The organism is Limimaricola hongkongensis DSM 17492 (genome assembly GCF_000600975.2).
In the GTDB taxonomy this organism is placed as follows: Bacteria; Pseudomonadota; Alphaproteobacteria; order Rhodobacterales; family Rhodobacteraceae; genus Limimaricola; species Limimaricola hongkongensis.
On the sequence record NZ_KK088653.1, the window covers coordinates 710,416 to 726,843 of the forward strand.

A 16,428-nucleotide genomic window follows, 5' to 3' on the forward strand; every position below is an offset into this window, starting at 1 on the left:
TGCGGGAGGAAGGGTCAACTGGCCCAGGAGGACGCGGTGCTTTCGGGGTCGAGCAGATCGGTCTCGGCCAGCTCGTATTCCTCGATCTCGGGAAAATCGGGCGCCTCGAAGGGCACGAGGCTGCGTCCCTCGCCTCTGAGCGCGTCGATTGCCGCGATCAGGGAGCCGCGCTTGTCGATCTCCGTCTCGACCGTCTCGTTCGATCGGCCCAGATGTTCGGCCAGCAGGTCGTTGCGCAGGCCCATGATCCTGTCGCGCAGCTCGGGCGCTGTCCCGTCATGTGCTTCGATCGAGACGTCGCATTCGGTGTCGAAGCCCATCGAGCGGTTGTTCATATTGGACGACCCCACCCGCAACAGCCGGTCATCCATGATGACCACCTTGGCATGGACATAGATATGGGTGCCGCCTTCCGAGACCGGCGTATAGAGCCGGAATCGGTCCTGCGCATCGGCGCCGCGCACCATGCGCAAGAGCCGGGCGCGGGCGGTGCCCATGGCCTTTTCCTCGAGCCAGCCCTGCGCGGTGTGCGGATTGACCACCACGATCTCGGGGCCGTCCGGTTCACGCAGCCGCGCCGCCATCGCCTCGGCGATGCGGCGCGAGGCGAAATACTGGCTTTCGATATAGAGCGTTCTTTCGGCCCGGCCGATGGCCTCGAGATAGAGCGCCTCGATCTCGCGCACCTCCTCGCGGTCCTTGTATGTGGGCAGGGTGCGCGAGATGGCGGCGGGATGGCCCGAGGCGATGGGATGCAGCCCCGAGGGCCAGATCGGCGCCTGTTCGCCCGGCGCCTCCAGCCTTTCGCCGGTCGCGTCGAACCAGCGCTGCCGCGCCAGATCGCCGAGCGCGCGCGCCGCCTCGCCGCTCACGGCGGTGGTGATGTCATGCCACGGCCCGTAATGGCGTCCCGAGGTGGGCCGCTTGCGGCGCGGATCCTCGTCGGGATGGTCGCGGGTGTCCCAGCGCGTGGCGGTGATGTCGATGCCGCCGCAAAAGGCGAGAACGTCGTCGATCACCACGATCTTCTGGTGGTGCGCGGCGCCCGAAGGGTGGGCGTGGTCGAGCTTCATGTGGATGCGCTCATTGGTGAGCCAGTCGGCCAGCACGAGCGGCGTCGAGCCGCGCGACAGGGTTTCGAGAATGCCGAGATCCCATTTGAGCATGTGCACCTGCAGGTCGGGATTCTGATCGACCACCCATTCGAGATAGGCGCCCAGCGTGTTGGGCACGCCGTCCTCGCCGGCATCGGGCTCCAGCTCGATCCGCGTGTCGAAATCCCAGCCGATGAACAGCACGCTGCGCTTGGCGTGGCGCACCACCTCGCGGATCGTGGCGAAGTAATCGGCGGCGTCGATGATCACCGCCAGACGGTCGGCCCGCGCGATCTGCCAGCAGGTCTCGCCGGGCCTCAGGATCGGTCGTTTCGCATCGGGGGCGTTCATCGGAAAGCTCCTGCCTTTTCGGTCAGAACGGAAACGGGCGGGACGGTGCCGCGTTCCGCATCGATTTCCGCCGCCCGGCGTGCCTCGGCTCAGCGCGCCAACGCGCCGCGCATCGCGGTGTCGGGAAAACAGGTGGCCGGTCGGCCACTGGCCTGCTGCCAGCGGCCGATCGAGCGGCGCGTCTTGTAGCCGGCCAGACCGTCGGCGCCACCGACATCGTGCCCCATCGCCTCCAGCGCGCGCTGCATGGCCGCCACGTCCGAGCGCATCAGCCCGCCGACGCGGCCCCAGCCGGCTTCGAAATCGCCCATGCCATAGGCGATCCGGTCACCGACATGACCGACGAACAGCGCGTAGAGATCGCTCATGTTGTAGCTTTTCAGCGCATAGAAGTTCGGCGTCACAATGAAGGCGGGCCCGTGCCGCCCGGCGGGCATCAGCAGGTATCCCTCGCGCGCCGCCTCGTGATCGGGAAAGGGTTTGCCGGAAACGCGGCTGATCCCCATCGCGGCCCAGTCCCGGATCAAGCGGCCCTGATCGGGGCCTTCGAGCGCGCAGGAGACGTCCGCGGGCACCCGGACCTCGAACCCCCAGTCGCGCCCGGCGACCCAGCCATGCCGGGCGAGGTAGTTGCCGATCGAGGCCAGCGTGTCGGCCTCCGAGCGCCAGATATCGGCGCGCCCGTCGCCATCGCCGTCTGCGGCGTATTTCAGAAAGCTCGACGGCATGAATTGCGGCTGACCCAGCGCCCCCGCCCAGCTCGATTTCATGGCTCGGCTCGGGGCGTGACCGGCCTGCGCGATGCGCAGCGCGGCGACGAGCTCGTCGGTGAAATAGGCCTCGCGGCGTCCCATGAATCCCTTGGTGGCAAGCACGCGGAAGGCGTCATGCGGGATCGCGGCGCGGCCATATCCGCTTTCCCGGCCCCAGATCGCGAGGAGGATGCGCGACGGCACCCCGGTGGCCCGTTCGACCGCGCGCAGCGTTTCCGCATGGCGCGCGGCCATCTGCCGCCCGACCGATGTGGCGCCATCGACTGCACCGCGCCTGAAATAGCGGTCCGGGCTGCCAAACTCGGCCTGCCGCTGCGCCTGGCGCGGCTGCGCTGGCGCGCCGGGCGGCACGAGATCCGGCAGCGCCCAGTCGAGCGTGACGCCCGACAGCGCCGTCTCGAAGGTGCCGCGCGCCACCCCTGCGCCGCGCGCACGGGGCCACACGGTCTGTTCGAGCCAGCCCCGGAACTGCTTTTCGGTCGCCGCGCGGTCCTGCGCGGCAAGCGGGGCGGGCACCAGGGCGATAAGCAGGATCAGGAAGCGCAGCATGGCGGGGGTCTCCGTTGCCGAAAGGGTGGGGTGGGGCGCTTTGGAGGCAAGGGTGGGGTGGGGCGCTTTGGAGGCGCAGCCTAGGCGGCGCTGCTCCGGCTGTCACGAAGCTGCGGAGGTCGCGGCCATGCGCGGGCGCCTTCCTGCCGGTCACGCCGGCATTTTTCCTTGCCGGCGGCGCAACGGGGCGCAGTTTGTCCCGGCGACTGGAGAGGTTTGGAGCGGATGCAGGACGAGGCGTTCTTTGGGTTGAACCGCTATCACATCGCGTTGGCGGTGGTCGGCATCGTCGTCATCCTCGCGCGCTGGCTGCCGCGGCTGATCTCGAAGCGCGAGCCGGCATCGGCGCCGCTGATGATCCTGTTCGGGGCCGGCGTCGCGGTCTGGCTGCCCGATCTCGCGACGTTGCCCGATCCGCGCGAGACGCCGCTGCCATGGGAGCTGGTGAGCGAACTGACGGTGATCGTGGCGCTGTTCGGCTCGGGGATGCGGCTCGACGAGCTGCGCCCCTGGTCGCGCTGGGGGCCGACCTTCCGGATGCTGGGCATCGCCATGCCGCTGACCATCCTGGCGGTGGCGATTCTCGGTGTCGGGATCGAGGGAATGACCGTGGCCGGGGCGATCCTGCTGGGCGCGGTGCTGGCGCCGACCGATCCGGTGCTGGCCGCCGACGTGCAGGTCGGGCCGCCGCAGGAGGGAGCCGAGCACCCGGTGCGCTTCACCCTCACCACCGAGGCCGCGCTCAATGACGGGCTGGCCTTTCCCTTCGTCTATCTCGGGCTGATCATCGCCGCCGAGGGGCTCAACCCCGGCGGTTGGGCGCTCGACTGGCTGTGGCGCGACGTGCTCTACCGGATCGCGCTGGGCACGGTGATGGGCTGGCTTGGCGGCAAGGCGCTGGGCTATGTCCTGTTCCGGTTGCCGCGGGATGCGGCGTTGGCAGAGACCGGCTCGGGGGTGATCGCGCTGGCGGGGATCCTGCTGTGCTACGGCTCGACCGAGCTGATCGAGGGCTATGGTTTCATCTCGGTCGCGGTGCTGGGGCTGACTTTGCGCCGGGTCCGGCAGGAGCATCATTTTCACCGCCGCCTGCACGATTTCTCCGAATCGATCGAACATGCCCTGACGGCGGGGCTTCTGGTGGCGCTGGGCACGGTGCTGCCGCTTTTGTTTCGCGACCTGACCTGGACTCAGGTCGGCATCGCCGCGGTGCTGCTTCTGCTGGTGCGCCCGCTTTCTGGCTGGCTGGCGCTGTCGGGGGCCGGGCTCGGGCGGCGCGACCGGGCGATCGTGGCGGTTTACGGCGTGCGCGGTATCGGGTCGATCTATTACCTGTGCTACGCGGGCAGCCACATGGAGTTCATCGACGAGGCCGCCTTGTGGTCCCTCGTGGCGCTGGTGATCCTCGCCTCGACCTTTCTGCATGGTTTCAGCGTCGGCTGGGCGATGGAGCGGTCGACCGAAGGCCGCGCAAGGCAAGGCCGCTGAGGGATCGCGGCTGGCCGGCTCCTGCGGCAGGGCGCTGGCCTGCCGGGTGCGGAGATATGCAGGGAGAAATGGAGGCGGGTACCGGAATCGAACCGGTCTACACGGATTTGCAATCCGCTGCGTAACCTCTCCGCCAACCCGCCTCGGTGGGCGTTTCACTAGGCCCTGCCGGATGACGCGTCAAGCGGTTATCGGGCAGGATTGCGCATCGGCTGCCCGCCTCGCGCCAAAGAAATCCGAGGCGGGTGTGATCCGGGCGGCACGTCCGGGCCGGGCCGGGCGGAGCTGGCCGCTCTGCAGTTGCCGCCTGCCGGCAGTTGTGGCATCACGGCCATGGCGAAACTGAACGAAAGAGCCCGGTCCGTGGTTGATTATGCGACCCGCCGCGTCTTCATGGTCGACACGCAGGTGCGACCCTCGGACGTGACGAAATTCCCGATCATCGACGCAATGCTCGATGTGCCACGCGAAGCCTACGTGCCCGCAGGGCGGCGCGAGGCGGCCTATGTCGGCGAGAATCTCCCGCTTGGCGGCGACCGGGTGGTGCTGGAGCCGCGCACGCTGGCCAAGATGCTCGACGGGCTGGAGATCGATCCGCAGGACGCGGTGCTCGATCTGGGGTGCGGGCTGGGCTATTCGACCGCGCTGCTGGCGCGGCTGGCGGGGTTCGTCGCCGCGGTCGAGGATGATGAGCCGCGCGCAACCGAGGCGCAGTCGATCCTGTCCGAGCACGGCGTCGACAACGCCGCGGTGGTCTGCGGCCCGCTGGCCGAGGGCGCGCCCAAGAGCGGCCCCTACGACGTGATCATGATCGAGGGCGCGATCGAGCGGTTCCCCGACGCGCTGGCCGAACAGCTGCGCGAAGGTGGTCGGGTCGCGGCGATCTTTGCCGAAGGTGCGCTGGGCGTGGTTCGGATCGGCTACAAGATCGATGGCCGGATCTCGTGGCGCTTTGCCTTCAACGCGGGTGCGCCGCTGTTGCAGGGCTTCGAAGCGGCACAGGACTTCGTGTTGTAAGCACAAGACAATAAGAAAGAGCAGGGGCGGTATGCGGCGAATTGTTGGACGTTTGATTCTCGGCGCTGGCCTTGCGGTTGCCGCCATGGGCCCCGCGCGGGCCGACACGCTCGCCTCGGCGCTGGCGCATGGCTATGAGAACAGCGGTCTGCTCGATCGGAACCGGGGCCTGCTGCGCGCCGCCGACGAGGACGTGGCGCAGGCGCTCGCGATCCTGCGACCGATCATCAACTGGTCGGCGGAAACCGCCATCGCGAGCAGCAGCGGGCTGCGCGATGCGCCTCCGGGCTCCGGTGTCGACAGCTACGACGTCTCGGCTTCGGCCACGCTTACCGCGTCCTTGCTGCTCTATGATGGCGGTCAGAGCCGCTATGCCATCGATTCGCAAAAGGCGCTCGTTCTGTCCACCCGCGAAGGGCTGCGGCAGGTTGAACAGCAGGTGCTGCAACGGGTCGTCGAAGCCTATATGGAGGTGCGCCGCGCCAACGCCTTCGTCGATCTGCGCCGCAACAACCTGCGGCTGATCACGCAGGAGTTGCGCGCCGCGCAGGACCGGTTCGAGGTTGGCGAAGTCACCCGGACGGACGTGTCTCTGGCCGAGGCGGCGCTGGCCTCCGCGCGCAGTCTGCTGGCCACCGACGAGGGTCGGCTGACGCAGGCCATGGCCGAATTCCAGGCCGCCGTCGGGCGTGCGCCGGGCGATCTGGCCGCGGCACCGGATGCCCGCATTCCCGGCAGCCTCTCCGAAGCGCAGGCGATCGCCCGGCGGGAGCACCCCTCCATTCGCGAGGCGCAGCACGCCGTCACGGTGAACGAGCTGAACATCGCGCAGGCCGAGGCGGCAAAGCGCCCGCAGCTGTCGCTGAACGGTCGCGTTTCGGTCGATGACGACTTCGATGATACCGAGCAGGTCGGGATCGCCCTCAGCCAGCCGCTCTATACCGGTGGCCGGATCTCCAGCCAGGTGCGGCAGGCCAAGGCCCGCCGCGATGCGTCCCGCGGAGCGCTGATCAATGTCAGCCGCACGGTCGAGCGTTCCGTGGCGAACGCCTATTCGCGGCTCGCCGTCGCCCGCGCCAGCATCGAGGCCTCGGGGCGCGAGGTCCGCGCCGCGCAGGTTGCTTTCGACGGGTTGCGCGAGGAGGCCCGCCTCGGCGCGCGCACCACGCTCGACGTGCTCAATGCCGAGCAGGACCTGCTCGATGCCCGCGCCACGCTGGTGTCGGCCCAGATCGACGAAACGCTGGCCAGCTACGTGGTGCTGGCCGCCATCGGACGGCTGACCGCCGATCAGCTCGGCCTGCCGGTGCAGGTCTACGATCCGGCTGCTTATTACAACCTCGTGCGCAACGCGCCTTCCTCGACCTCCGAGCAGGGCCGCGCGCTCGACCGGGTGCTCGAGGCCATTGGCCGCTGAGGCGGGGTCCGGCATGATTCTTGCCGTGCGCGACGGGCTTCGCTAGATTTCTCCCGAGGCAAGCAGGGTAGATCATGTCCGATCCGGTCAAGAACGTCGAAATAGAGGACGTGCTCTCCTCCATCCGCAGATTGCTCGCGGATGGCGAAGGGCAGGGAGAGGGCCGTCCCGCCACCGCGCCGCAGCCGGTCGAGGCCGGGCCGCGTGCGGTCGTGGCGCCGTCACGGGTTCGCCCAGAGCGCCGGGGCGATGCGCCCTTGGTGCTGACGCCGGCGCTGCGCGTGGCCGGGCGCCCGGAAAAACCGGCCGAGCCGGCGCCGCTCCGCGAAGCGCAGGCTGGCCCGGCCGCGGCCGACGATGATTTCGAGGCCCCCGATCTGCCCGATGCGCCCGGCGCAACGCTCCGCTCCCGGCTCAAGGAAACGATCGCCGAGCTCGAGGCGGCGATCACCCATCAGGCCGATGACTGGGAGCCCGATGGCAGCGAGGCCGCGCCGGTGATGGATTGGCACGGCACCCGGCCCGAGGACACGCCGTTCCTGAGCCGCCGTCATGCCGGACAGGCGGAACCCGAGCGGCCCGCGCCGGGCGCGCCGTCCTTCGCCGCAGAGGCGGGGCCGGGGGCAGCGACCGGGACGGATGACCGGTTGACCGAAAATTCCGCGTTCGACGCGCCGCGTGCCGACACTCTCCCGGAGCAGCCCGATCAGGCCATGGCGGCACCGCCCGCACCCGATCCGCAGGCCGATACCCGCGAAACCGATGACGCGTCCGACATGCAGGCGTCCGAACCGCCCCGGACCGAGATCGACGAGGAGATGCTGCGCCGCCTGATCGTCGAGGTGCTGCGCGAGGAGTTGCGCGGTCCGCTCGGCGACCGGATCACCGGCAACCTGCGCAAGCTGGTCCGGCGCGAAATCTTCCGGGCGCTGGCCAGCGGAGAGTTCGACTAGCCGTTCAGACCGGCGCCGCTAGCGAGAGCAACCGGTCGATGTCGAGATGGCGTTCCAGATGCGCGGCCAGCGCGTCGAGCACCGCGTCGACGCCGTCCTCGTAGCCCGGCTGCGATCGCCCGCCCAGCTCCGCGAGAAAGCGCGCGCGGAACCCGTCATCCGAAAACAGCCCGTGCAGATAGCAGCCGCGCACGCGCCCGTCGGGGCTGGCCGCGCCCTCGGCCTTCCCGTCGATCTCGATCCAGGCGCGCGCCGCGTGATCTGGTCCTTCGGTCTGGCCGATATGGATTTCGTAGCCCGTGACCGTTCCGCCGCCATCGCGTAGCCGGCCTTGCACCAGCCCGAGCCGCTTTTCGGGGCGCATCACCGTCTCCACGTCCAGCAGCCCGAGCCCCTCGACCGTGCCGGGCGGTCCCTCGATGCCCTCGGGGTCGGCAATGCTGCGGCCCAGCATCTGGTAGCCGCCGCAGATCCCCATGATCCGGCCACCGCGCCGCGCATGCGCCGCGAGATCGATGTCCCAGCCTGCGGCACGAAAGGCGGCCAGATCGGCGATGGTGGATTTCGTGCCCGGAATCAGCACGAGATCGGCATCGCCGGGCAGGGGGCGGCCCGGCGGGATCAGCTCGACGCTGACCTCGGGCTCCGCCGAAAGCGGGTCGAGATCGTCGAAATTGGCGATGCGGCCAAGGCGCGGCACGGCGATCTTCACCGGCCCGCCGGGCCGCGAGACGATCTCGGCGGCATCCTCTGCGGGCAGGCGCCACGCCTCCGTGAAATGCGGCACGATGCCCAGGGGCGCCCAGCCGGTGCGCGCGGCGATGAAGTCCATACCATCGGCAAAGAGGCTGGCATCGCCGCGGAACTTGTTGACCGCAAAGCCGCGGATCAGCCGCGCATCCGCGGGGTCGAGCACCGCGTGGCTGCCCACCAGCTGCGCGATGACGCCGCCGCGGTCGATGTCGCCCAAGAGCACGACCGGCACGCCCGCGGCCTGCGCAAAGCCCATATTCGCGATGTCGCCCGCCCGTAGGTTGACCTCCGCCGGGCTGCCGGCGCCTTCGATCACGACGATGTCATGCGCCGCGGCCAGCCGGTGAAAGCTGTCGAGCACGCGCGGCAGCAGCGTCGGCTTGAGCGCGGCGTAATCGCGGGCCCGCGCGGTGGTGAGCCTGCGGCCCTGCACCACGACCTGCGCGCCGGTCTCGCTTTCGGGTTTGAGCAGCACCGGGTTCATGTCGATCGCGGGCGCGAGCCCGGCGGCGCGGGCCTGCAGCGCCTGCGCCCGGCCGATTTCGCCGCCATCGGCGGTGACGGCGGCGTTGTTGGACATGTTCTGCGGCTTGAACGGCGCGACCGACAGGCCGCGCCGCCGCAGGGCCCGCGCCAGCCCCGCGACGATCATCGATTTGCCGACATTCGAGCCCGCGCCCTGGATCATGATCGCTTGTGCCATGCGCACCCCCGCTGTTGTTGCCCGCCGCCCTGCGTTAGCTGTCTAGGGACGGGGCCGCGGAAGGGAAAGTGCATGAACACGCCGGCGCATCTGATCTTTGGCGCGGCGGCCTTCGGGCGGCCCGGACATGCGGGCGTCACCGCGGCGGCGCTGTTGGGCGCGCTTGCGCCCGACCTGTCGCTCTATCTCATGGTGGCATGGGCGCGCTTCGTCGCTGAAGTGCCCGCCCGCGTCATCTTCGGCGACTATTATTTCTCGGACGCGTGGATGGCGGTCTTTGCCATCGACAACTCGTTTCCGCTGTGGGGCGCGCTGCTGGCGCTCGCGCTGTGGCGGCGCTGGCCGGTGCTGGTGGCCTTTGCCGGGGCGGGGCTGCTGCACCTCGCCTTCGATCTGCCGCTGCACGGCGCCGATGCGCGGCCGATGTTCTGGCCATTCAGCGACTGGCGTTTCGATTCACCGTTCAGCTACTGGGACAACAGCCATCATGCGGGGATCGTCGGTCCGATCGAGGCCGGACTGTCGATCGCGCTCACCGGTTTCATGCTCTGGCGTTTCGAAAGCCTTGCGCTGCGAGCGGGCTTCGTCCTGCTGCTGCTGGCCGAGCTGGGCTCTTCCGGGATCTGGCGTTTCGTCTTCTGACAAAGAAAAACGCGGCTCCCGGAGGAGCCGCGCTTTTTCCATGCCCTCGGGCCGCGATCAGGCGGCGCGGGACTCCAGCTCGGCGGCGTGACGGCGCTCGCTTTCCTCGCGCGACAGCGCGACCGAGGTGCGCACACCCTTGCCCACGAATTCCATCAGCCCGGCGACGACGCGCTCATTGGGGTCGATCCCGGCGCAGGACAGCACCTCGCGGCCATCGCGCGAGCGCGCCCAACGGGCGATCTGCTCGGGGCCGTTGCCATATTTCTTGTCGTCGGCGATCGCATCGTCCAGAGCGGCAAGGACGACGGCCGCGAAGAGCTTGCGGGCGCGGTTGCCCTGCTCGTTGTTGTAGGCGGTGCCGTCAACGAAATCCTTCATCATGCTTCCTTACGTTCTTTTTGCTCTTGTCGCCACTGCGTCCGAGTGACTATCCCGATTTCGCCCCGATTCGGGTCGTTGATTTCGGAATGCCAGTCATGCGTATGGTGCATGGCTCGAAACGCTGCGACCTTGCGGGGCGGGCTCAGCTTGCCTTGGGGCGGCCCGCGAGATATAGGCGGGGGCCAATCTCGATCAACCCATCGCCACAATTCCGTCACATGGACCGACATGCCCAAGATCAACGGTAACGAAATCCGCCCCGGCAACATTCTCGAGCACAATGGCGGCCTCTGGGCTGCCGTGAAGGTCGATCACGTGAAGCCCGGCAAGGGCGGCGCCTTCGCGCAGGTCGAGCTGAAGAACCTGCGCAACGGCTCCAAGCTCAACGAGCGGTTCCGCTCCGCCGACAAGGTCGAGCGCGTGCGTCTCGAGCAGCGCGACCAGCAATTCCTGTTCGAAACCGACGGCATGCTGACTTTCATGGACAGCGAGACCTATGACCAGATCGCGCTGCCCGCCGATCTTCTGGGCGAGCGCCGGCCCTTCCTGCAGGACGGCATGACCGTGCAGATCGAGTATTACGGCGAAGAGGCGCTCAACGTGTCGCTGCCGCAGAAGGTCACCTGCAAGATCGTCGAGACCGAGCCGGTCGTGAAGGGCCAGACCGCGGCCAACAGCTTCAAGCCCGCCACGCTCGACAACGGCGTGCGCGTGATGGTGCCGCCCTTCGTCGGGCAGGACGAGGACATCGTCGTCAACACCGAGACCATGGAATATTCCGAGCGCGCATGATCGCGCTCCCGGTCTTGGGGCCGGCGAGCGACAGGTTGCGCCATGATGGATGGGGCGGCTCCTTCGGGAGCCGCCCTTTTTCTTCGCGACCGGAGCCGCCGCGTCGCCATGCCGTCCGGCGCGACATGTAGCAAACGCGAGCTTCGTCCGAAGACGGTCGTTCCATTGACCGAAAAGTGATAATCTGTGTCTAGTTCATGATGCGGCGATCACTCGCCGCCATCTCCAGCTCCATTTTTCCAGTGCCGTTGTTTGGGAGAGCGTGTCATGGCTCGTATTAAGTTTTTTCCCGCCGCTGCGTGGATCTACCGGTATAGTTCATTCGAAGATGCCGAAGTTGTCTCTCTGAACAGCCAGAAGATGGTCCTGAGTTATCTCGGCGACGGTTTCGAGCCGGATCAAAGCCCGGCCAGGGCGGTCATTTCCTTCAAGGAGGCCAGCCTGTTTACCCCGTCTCAGGGTCGCGAGGCCGGTCAGGACCTTTTTCTGGATGGGCTGGTCGACAAGATCGTCTGGTTCAACGAAGCCGGTGCGCGGCTGATGGTTCTCGATCAAGTGGATTTGGATGCGGGGCTGTTTCACCATTACCTTCGGAACGAACCCTGGCAGGCCTATGATCTGCTGGTCTCGGGCGGTTCGCGCTTCATCAGCAATGCGCCCGATCGGGACGGCAATGACATCACGACCGGGGTCGGTGACGATATCGTACGGATCGTGAAGGGCGGCTCCTATATCAAGGATACGGGCGGGTCCGACAGTTACGAAGGTCACGCCGATGGCCATGATGCCGTCACATATGATCACTGGAATTTCGGCGGGCGGCTGCCCGAGCGAGGGATCGACGCCAATCTCGAAAAGGGCCGCATTCTGGGGCCGGATGGGGAAATCGACCGAATTTCATCGGTCGAGGAGGTTCGCGGCACGAATCTGGCCGACGTGTTTCGGGGAAACGGGCAGGACAACACGTTCCACGGGTTTCGTGGCAATGACCTGATGATCGGCGGCGGTGGTTTCGATATCGTGTCCTACAGGCGTGACGACGAGTCCGGCGGTGATGACGCGGTGAGCGTGAATCTCGCGCGCGGGCGGGCGCGTGACGGCTTCGGCACGACGGATCGTCTCAGGTCGATAGAAGGCGCCGAAGGCTCCGATCAGGATGACCTGTTCAGAGACGACAGGGGCGACAACTATTTCAACGGGCATGACGGTGATGACCGCTTTTTTCTCAAGGTCGGCAATGACGTCGTCTTTGGCGATGACGGCGCCGATACGTTCATTTTCCTCAGCCGAAAGTTCGGATCCGACAGGATCGGTGATTTCAATCCCGACGAAGGTGACAGGATCGACATTCGGGCCGCGGCCTCGATCGACGATGTCAGCATTTTCACGGACATGAACGGCACCGGCATCGAGCTCAACGGCAAGAGCAGTGTATTCCTCGAAGACTATTTCGGCGCGGTCGAGCCTTACCTTCTGCTCTAGTCGGCGCGCGTGACCCTTGCTTCGCCCGCGTGCATCTCGCCCTGTGCCCGGTCGAAGCGCAGCCATGCGATGGCTTCGTCGCCGGCGCGGCTGTGCAGCGTGCCAACGGCTTTGTCGCCCGACATGATCGAGGTGCCCGGATCGGCGGCGCCGTCGATCGCGACGCGGGCAAAGCCCTTGCGCAGCTCGGTCTTGTGTTTCATCCGCGCCGTGACCTCCTGGCCGACATAGCAGCCTTTCTTGAAGTCGACGCCGCCCATCCGCTCGAAGCCGGCCTCGAGGATATAGCTCTCCGGGCCGAGCTCGCTGCCCCATTCGGGGATCAGCTTCGCGACCCGGATCGCGGTCCAGTCCGTGCCGTCATCGCCCGACGCGGCGCCATAAAGTCGCCAGCCCAGATCGGGATGGCGCGGGTCGGGCAGGGCGCCCTCGGGCGCCGGGCCGGTGCCGCGCGAGACCTTCACATCCGCCTCGGCCAGCGCGACGTCGGCGCGCAGCTTGTACATGGAAAGACGCTGGAACAGCTGCGGCGCAACGCCCGCGTCGACGTCGATCAGGAAGCGCGCATCCTCTCCCTTGAGGAAGAAATCCGCGATGAGCTTGCCCTGCGGCGTCAGCAGGGCGGCATAGGCCAGCTTGTCCTTCGCGCGCGCGATGTCATTGGTGACGAGCCCCTGAAGGAACTCCTCTCGGTCGGCGCCGGTGACGGCGATGATGGTGCGGTCCTGTGTCATGGCCCCTACATAGGGGCGCGCGCGGCCCGCGTCAGCCCGTCTCGGCGTCGCGGAACTGCAGCGCGTGCAGATCGGCATAGATGCCGCCGCGCGCCAGAAGCTCGGCATGGCTGCCTTGGTCGACGACCTCGCCGTGATCCATCACCACGATGCTGTCGGCGCTCTGCACGGTCGAAAGGCGGTGCGCGATCACCAGCGTCGTGCGCCCCTCAGACAGCCGCTCCAGCGCCTGCTGCACCACCGCTTCGGATTTCGTGTCGAGCGCGCTGGTCGCCTCGTCGAGCAGCAGCACCGGCGTGTCTCGCAGAAGCGCGCGTGCGATCGCGACGCGCTGGCGCTGGCCGCCAGACAGCGACGAGCCGCGCGGGCCCGCCGGGCTGTCGAGCCCGTTGGGCAGGCGCGGCAGGAAATCCGAGACATGGGCCGCGTCGAGCACCTCGCGCAGCCGCGTTTCGCTGACATCGGTGCGGCCCAGCAGGATGTTGTCGCGGATCGTCTCGTCGAACAAAAGCGCATCCTGCGTGACCACGGAAATGAGCCCGCGCAGCTCCTCGATCTTCAATGCCCGCGTCGGAACGCCGCCGATGCTGATCTCGCCCGATTGCGGATCGACGAGCCGGGCCAGCAGGTTGAACACGGTGCTCTTGCCCGCGCCCGAGGCGCCGACCAGCGCGGTGGTGCGGCCCGGCTTGGCGGTGAAGCTCGCGCCGCGCAGCACCGGCAGGTCGCCATAGGCCAGCCGCACGTCGTCGAGCCGGATTTCCGGCGCGCCGCCGGGGGCGGGGCGGGGGCTTTGGGGCGATACGAGAGAGGGCTTGGCATCGAAGATCGCGCGCATCCGCTCGATGCTGGCGGCGGCGGTCTGCCATTGGCCCGAGATGTTGCCCAGGCGGCGCAGCGGCTCGAAGGCGAGGCTCATGGCGGTGAAGAAGGCCATGAACTGGCCCACCGACTTGTCGCCCGCGATGATCTCGGCGCCGCCATAGAACAGCACGCCGAGAAACCCGAGACCGGTCATGATGTCGATCATCGACGGGATCGCGGCCTGCCCGGAGGCGGCGCGGATCTCGGCGTGCAGGCGCTGGTCGATCAGCTTGCCATAGCGGTCGGACTGGTAGCTTTCGAGCCCGTTGAGCTTGATCGGCGCGATGCCATGGAACACCTCGTCGAGCCGGGTCGACATGCGCGCCGCGATCTCGCGCGAGACGCGCGAGCGGCGGCGCACGTATTTCTGCGCGATCAGCGAGGGCAGCACGAGCACGGGAATGCCGATCAGCGCCACCAGCGTCCAGCGCCAGTCGACCGACAGCGCCACCGCGAATAGCGCAACCACCGAAGTGAGGTCGCGCCCAGCGCCGGTGACGAGCGTGGCCCAGACCCGGTTGATCGAACCGACATCGCCCTGCACCCGCTCGATCAGGTAACCCGGCGGATGCGCCTGGTGCCAGCCGCCATCGAGCCGCATCAGATGCGACAGCAGGTCGGAGCGCAGATCGGCGGCGCTGCGTTCGCGGATCATCGTCATGATCACCCGCTGGCTCATCGAGGTGACGGCGCGCACCACGAAGATGCCCATGACGACGACGCCGACGATCCACAGCGCATCGGTGCGCCCGGCGACGAAGACCTCGTCGAACATCGGCCGCATCATCGAAGCGAAGAGCCCCAGCGAGCCGCCCTCGATCGCCATCAGCACCATCGCGACGACGAGCCAGCGCCAATGCTTGGCGAGATAGCCGCGCCACAACCACAAAAACAGCCCGCGCGGATCGGGATGCGGGGTGCCGGGATCGGCGTCGGCGGGCGGGCGCAGCGCCGTGGTCACGGCTTGGCCCGCCCGGCGTCAAAACCGCGCTGCGCGGCCTCGGCGTCGTATTCGGTGGCGATCCATTCCTCGATGCCGATCGGGCCCTGTTCCTGCCGCGCGGCGTAGAGATCGAGGATGTGGTCGAGAATGCCGGTGCGCGAGCGCCGGAAATGCAGGAAACGCGGATGCAGCTGGCGGCGCGCCGCCTCGATGCCATGCCCTTCGGCCAGAAGGTGCAGCGCCGAGGCGAAACCGGCGCGGTCGGCGCCGGATTTGCAATGCATCACCACCGGGCGCTCGGCCTCGCGCAAAAGCGCGAACAGCCGCAGAATCTGGTCGCGGGGGGCGGCGCGGCGGGCCGAAAGCTGGGTCGACACCAGCCGCAGCCCGAGCGCGCGGCAGCTTTCGGCCTCGAACAGGTAGCGCGGATGCGCGCCCTCGCCGCGCAGGTTGATGACCGTGCGGATGCCGATCTTGGCCATTTTGCCGAAGCGGCCATGCGTCGGCTGGTTGGAGCGGAACACGCCGGGGCTCACGAGATGGAAATTGGTCCACCAGTAGCGCAGGATCGCGTGGTCGAGGATCAGGTAGCTCGCCAGCGCCCGGCGCCGTGCGCCCGGGTCGCCCAGATGATGATGGTGCCCCGTGCGGGCGCGCCGCTCCCAGGCCTTCAGATTGTCGAGAAGCTTCATCGCCAGTCCCATCACACGCATCCGGCCTTCCATAAGCCGCCACGCCCCCCCTCGCAAGGCAGCGGGGTTTGACGGGGGCGCGGCGGCGGCCTAGGGCAAGAGGGGTCAGGGCAGATCGGACGGGAGAGGCGGGCCATGGTTGAGGCAAGGGTCGAGGTGATCGACAGGGTGCGGCTCTGGCCGAGCCACGCCATGGTCTCTGGCCGCCCGGCCCGCGTCAAATGGGGCGCCTGGGCGGTTTACCTGCCGGGGCCGCAGATCAAGCTCATGCACGCGGTGGCGGGGCAACAGCATTGCATCTACCACAAGGCGCCCAAGCGCGAAGAGGTGCTCGGCGGTTTTGATACGCGAAACGGGGCCGAGGATTGGGCCCGCGCCTTTTCGACGCCCGTGCTGCGCCGGGTGGCCGAGAACTGGGTGATGTTCACGCGGCTGCACGCCGCGGGGCTGGGGCCCGAGCCGATGGGGCTCGTGGTGGTGCGCGACTATCGCAGCTTCTTTTCGCGCGGGCGCTCGATCACGGCGGGGCTCAGGCTCGCCGATCTGACGAAGTATCCCGAGAAGACCCCCGCCACCGAAGGCGAATTGCGCGCCGCCGGCATCCTGCCCGATCGCAGCCGCGCTTCGCTGCGCGAGCAGATCCGCGGCTATGTGAGCGATCTCAACAACCTGCACGGCGCGATGCCCGAAGGTGGCGATGCCGAGGTCGCGCGGGTCGAGGCGGCGTTGTCGCAGGCCTTGGGGCGCTGAAGGACCGTTGACGCCGGGGGCGGGGGGCGCGAGGCTGCGCGCGGTCC

At 68.0% G+C, this 16,428-nt stretch carries 15 protein-coding genes and 1 tRNA gene; 8 read left to right on the forward strand and 8 right to left on the reverse strand.

The features are described from left to right. Positions 1-14: 14 nt before the first annotated feature. Together LOKHON_RS13845 and LOKHON_RS13850 are read right to left on the reverse strand one after the other, a co-directional pair. Positions 15-1,445, reverse strand: a complete 1,431-nt coding sequence (locus LOKHON_RS13845) for a phospholipase D-like domain-containing protein (RefSeq protein WP_017927275.1) — start codon at positions 1,443-1,445, stop codon at positions 15-17. A gap of 89 nt (positions 1,446-1,534) precedes the next feature. Next, positions 1,535-2,767: a lytic murein transglycosylase gene (locus LOKHON_RS13850; RefSeq protein ID WP_017927276.1), complete on the reverse strand. Its 1,233-nt coding sequence runs from the start codon at positions 2,765-2,767 to the stop codon at positions 1,535-1,537. A 225-nt stretch (positions 2,768-2,992) separates the two neighbouring features. On the opposite strand from LOKHON_RS13850, the gene LOKHON_RS13855 reads away from it, so the two are divergent. Beyond that, positions 2,993-4,255, forward strand: coding sequence for a cation:proton antiporter (locus tag LOKHON_RS13855; protein WP_017927277.1), 1,263 nt, complete (start codon positions 2,993-2,995; stop codon positions 4,253-4,255). A 69-nt stretch (positions 4,256-4,324) separates the two neighbouring features. Here LOKHON_RS13855 and LOKHON_RS13860 read toward each other — a convergent pair. After that, positions 4,325-4,398: transfer RNA gene (locus LOKHON_RS13860), tRNA-Cys, on the reverse strand. A gap of 220 nt (positions 4,399-4,618) precedes the next feature. On the opposite strand from LOKHON_RS13860, the gene LOKHON_RS13865 reads away from it, so the two are divergent. From LOKHON_RS13865 to LOKHON_RS13875, 3 genes are all read left to right on the forward strand, one after another. After that, positions 4,619-5,272, forward strand: a complete 654-nt coding sequence (locus LOKHON_RS13865) for a protein-L-isoaspartate O-methyltransferase family protein (RefSeq protein WP_017927278.1) — start codon at positions 4,619-4,621, stop codon at positions 5,270-5,272. 85 nt (positions 5,273-5,357) lie between these two features. Then, a complete protein-coding gene (locus tag LOKHON_RS13870) occupies positions 5,358-6,689 on the forward strand; it encodes a TolC family outer membrane protein (RefSeq protein ID WP_245631466.1) in 1,332 nt (443 codons plus the stop codon). 74 nt (positions 6,690-6,763) lie between these two features. Further along, positions 6,764-7,642, forward strand: a complete 879-nt coding sequence (locus tag LOKHON_RS13875; RefSeq protein WP_017927280.1) for a hypothetical protein — start codon at positions 6,764-6,766, stop codon at positions 7,640-7,642. A gap of 4 nt (positions 7,643-7,646) precedes the next feature. On the opposite strand, the gene LOKHON_RS13880 is transcribed toward LOKHON_RS13875, so the two are convergent. Then, positions 7,647-9,098: a cobyric acid synthase gene (locus LOKHON_RS13880; protein ID WP_017927281.1), complete on the reverse strand. Its 1,452-nt coding sequence runs from the start codon at positions 9,096-9,098 to the stop codon at positions 7,647-7,649. 72 nt (positions 9,099-9,170) lie between these two features. Here LOKHON_RS13880 and LOKHON_RS13885 point away from each other — a divergent pair, with 72 nt between their 5' ends. Beyond that, positions 9,171-9,740, forward strand: coding sequence for a hypothetical protein (locus LOKHON_RS13885; protein WP_017927282.1), 570 nt, complete (start codon positions 9,171-9,173; stop codon positions 9,738-9,740). A gap of 57 nt (positions 9,741-9,797) precedes the next feature. Here the strand turns inward: LOKHON_RS13885 and LOKHON_RS13890 are convergent, their stop codons facing one another. Next, positions 9,798-10,121: a DUF6280 family protein gene (locus tag LOKHON_RS13890; RefSeq protein WP_026147324.1), complete on the reverse strand. Its 324-nt coding sequence runs from the start codon at positions 10,119-10,121 to the stop codon at positions 9,798-9,800. 231 nt (positions 10,122-10,352) lie between these two features. On the opposite strand from LOKHON_RS13890, the gene efp reads away from it, so the two are divergent. Continuing rightward, a complete protein-coding gene (gene efp, locus LOKHON_RS13895) occupies positions 10,353-10,916 on the forward strand; it encodes an elongation factor P (protein WP_017927284.1) in 564 nt (187 codons plus the stop codon). Positions 10,917-11,183: 267 nt separating this feature from the next. Next, the gene (locus tag LOKHON_RS13900) at positions 11,184-12,398 is read left to right on the forward strand and encodes a calcium-binding protein (protein ID WP_162561812.1); all 1,215 of its coding nucleotides are present in this window, start codon (positions 11,184-11,186) and stop codon (positions 12,396-12,398) included. Here the strand turns inward: LOKHON_RS13900 and ygfZ are convergent. From ygfZ to LOKHON_RS13915, 3 genes are read right to left on the reverse strand one after another with little or no spacing between them, the layout of a single operon-like run. Further along, positions 12,395-13,132, reverse strand: a complete 738-nt coding sequence (gene ygfZ / locus LOKHON_RS13905; protein ID WP_017927286.1) for a CAF17-like 4Fe-4S cluster assembly/insertion protein YgfZ — start codon at positions 13,130-13,132, stop codon at positions 12,395-12,397. The two genes, LOKHON_RS13900 and ygfZ, sit on opposite strands and share 4 nt — an antisense overlap. A gap of 31 nt (positions 13,133-13,163) precedes the next feature. After that, on the reverse strand, positions 13,164-14,957 hold the full coding sequence (locus LOKHON_RS13910) for an ABC transporter ATP-binding protein (RefSeq protein WP_017927287.1): 1,794 nt from the start codon (positions 14,955-14,957) through the stop codon (positions 13,164-13,166). Continuing rightward, entirely contained in the window at positions 14,954-15,652 is a 699-nt protein-coding gene (locus tag LOKHON_RS13915; RefSeq protein ID WP_245631467.1) for a tyrosine-protein phosphatase, read from the reverse strand. Before LOKHON_RS13915 ends, LOKHON_RS13910 begins: the two co-directional genes overlap by 4 nt. A gap of 114 nt (positions 15,653-15,766) precedes the next feature. Here LOKHON_RS13915 and LOKHON_RS13920 point away from each other — a divergent pair, with 114 nt between their 5' ends. Then, on the forward strand, positions 15,767-16,381 hold the full coding sequence (locus LOKHON_RS13920; RefSeq protein ID WP_017927289.1) for a hypothetical protein: 615 nt from the start codon (positions 15,767-15,769) through the stop codon (positions 16,379-16,381). The last annotated feature ends 47 nt before the right edge of the window (positions 16,382-16,428 follow it).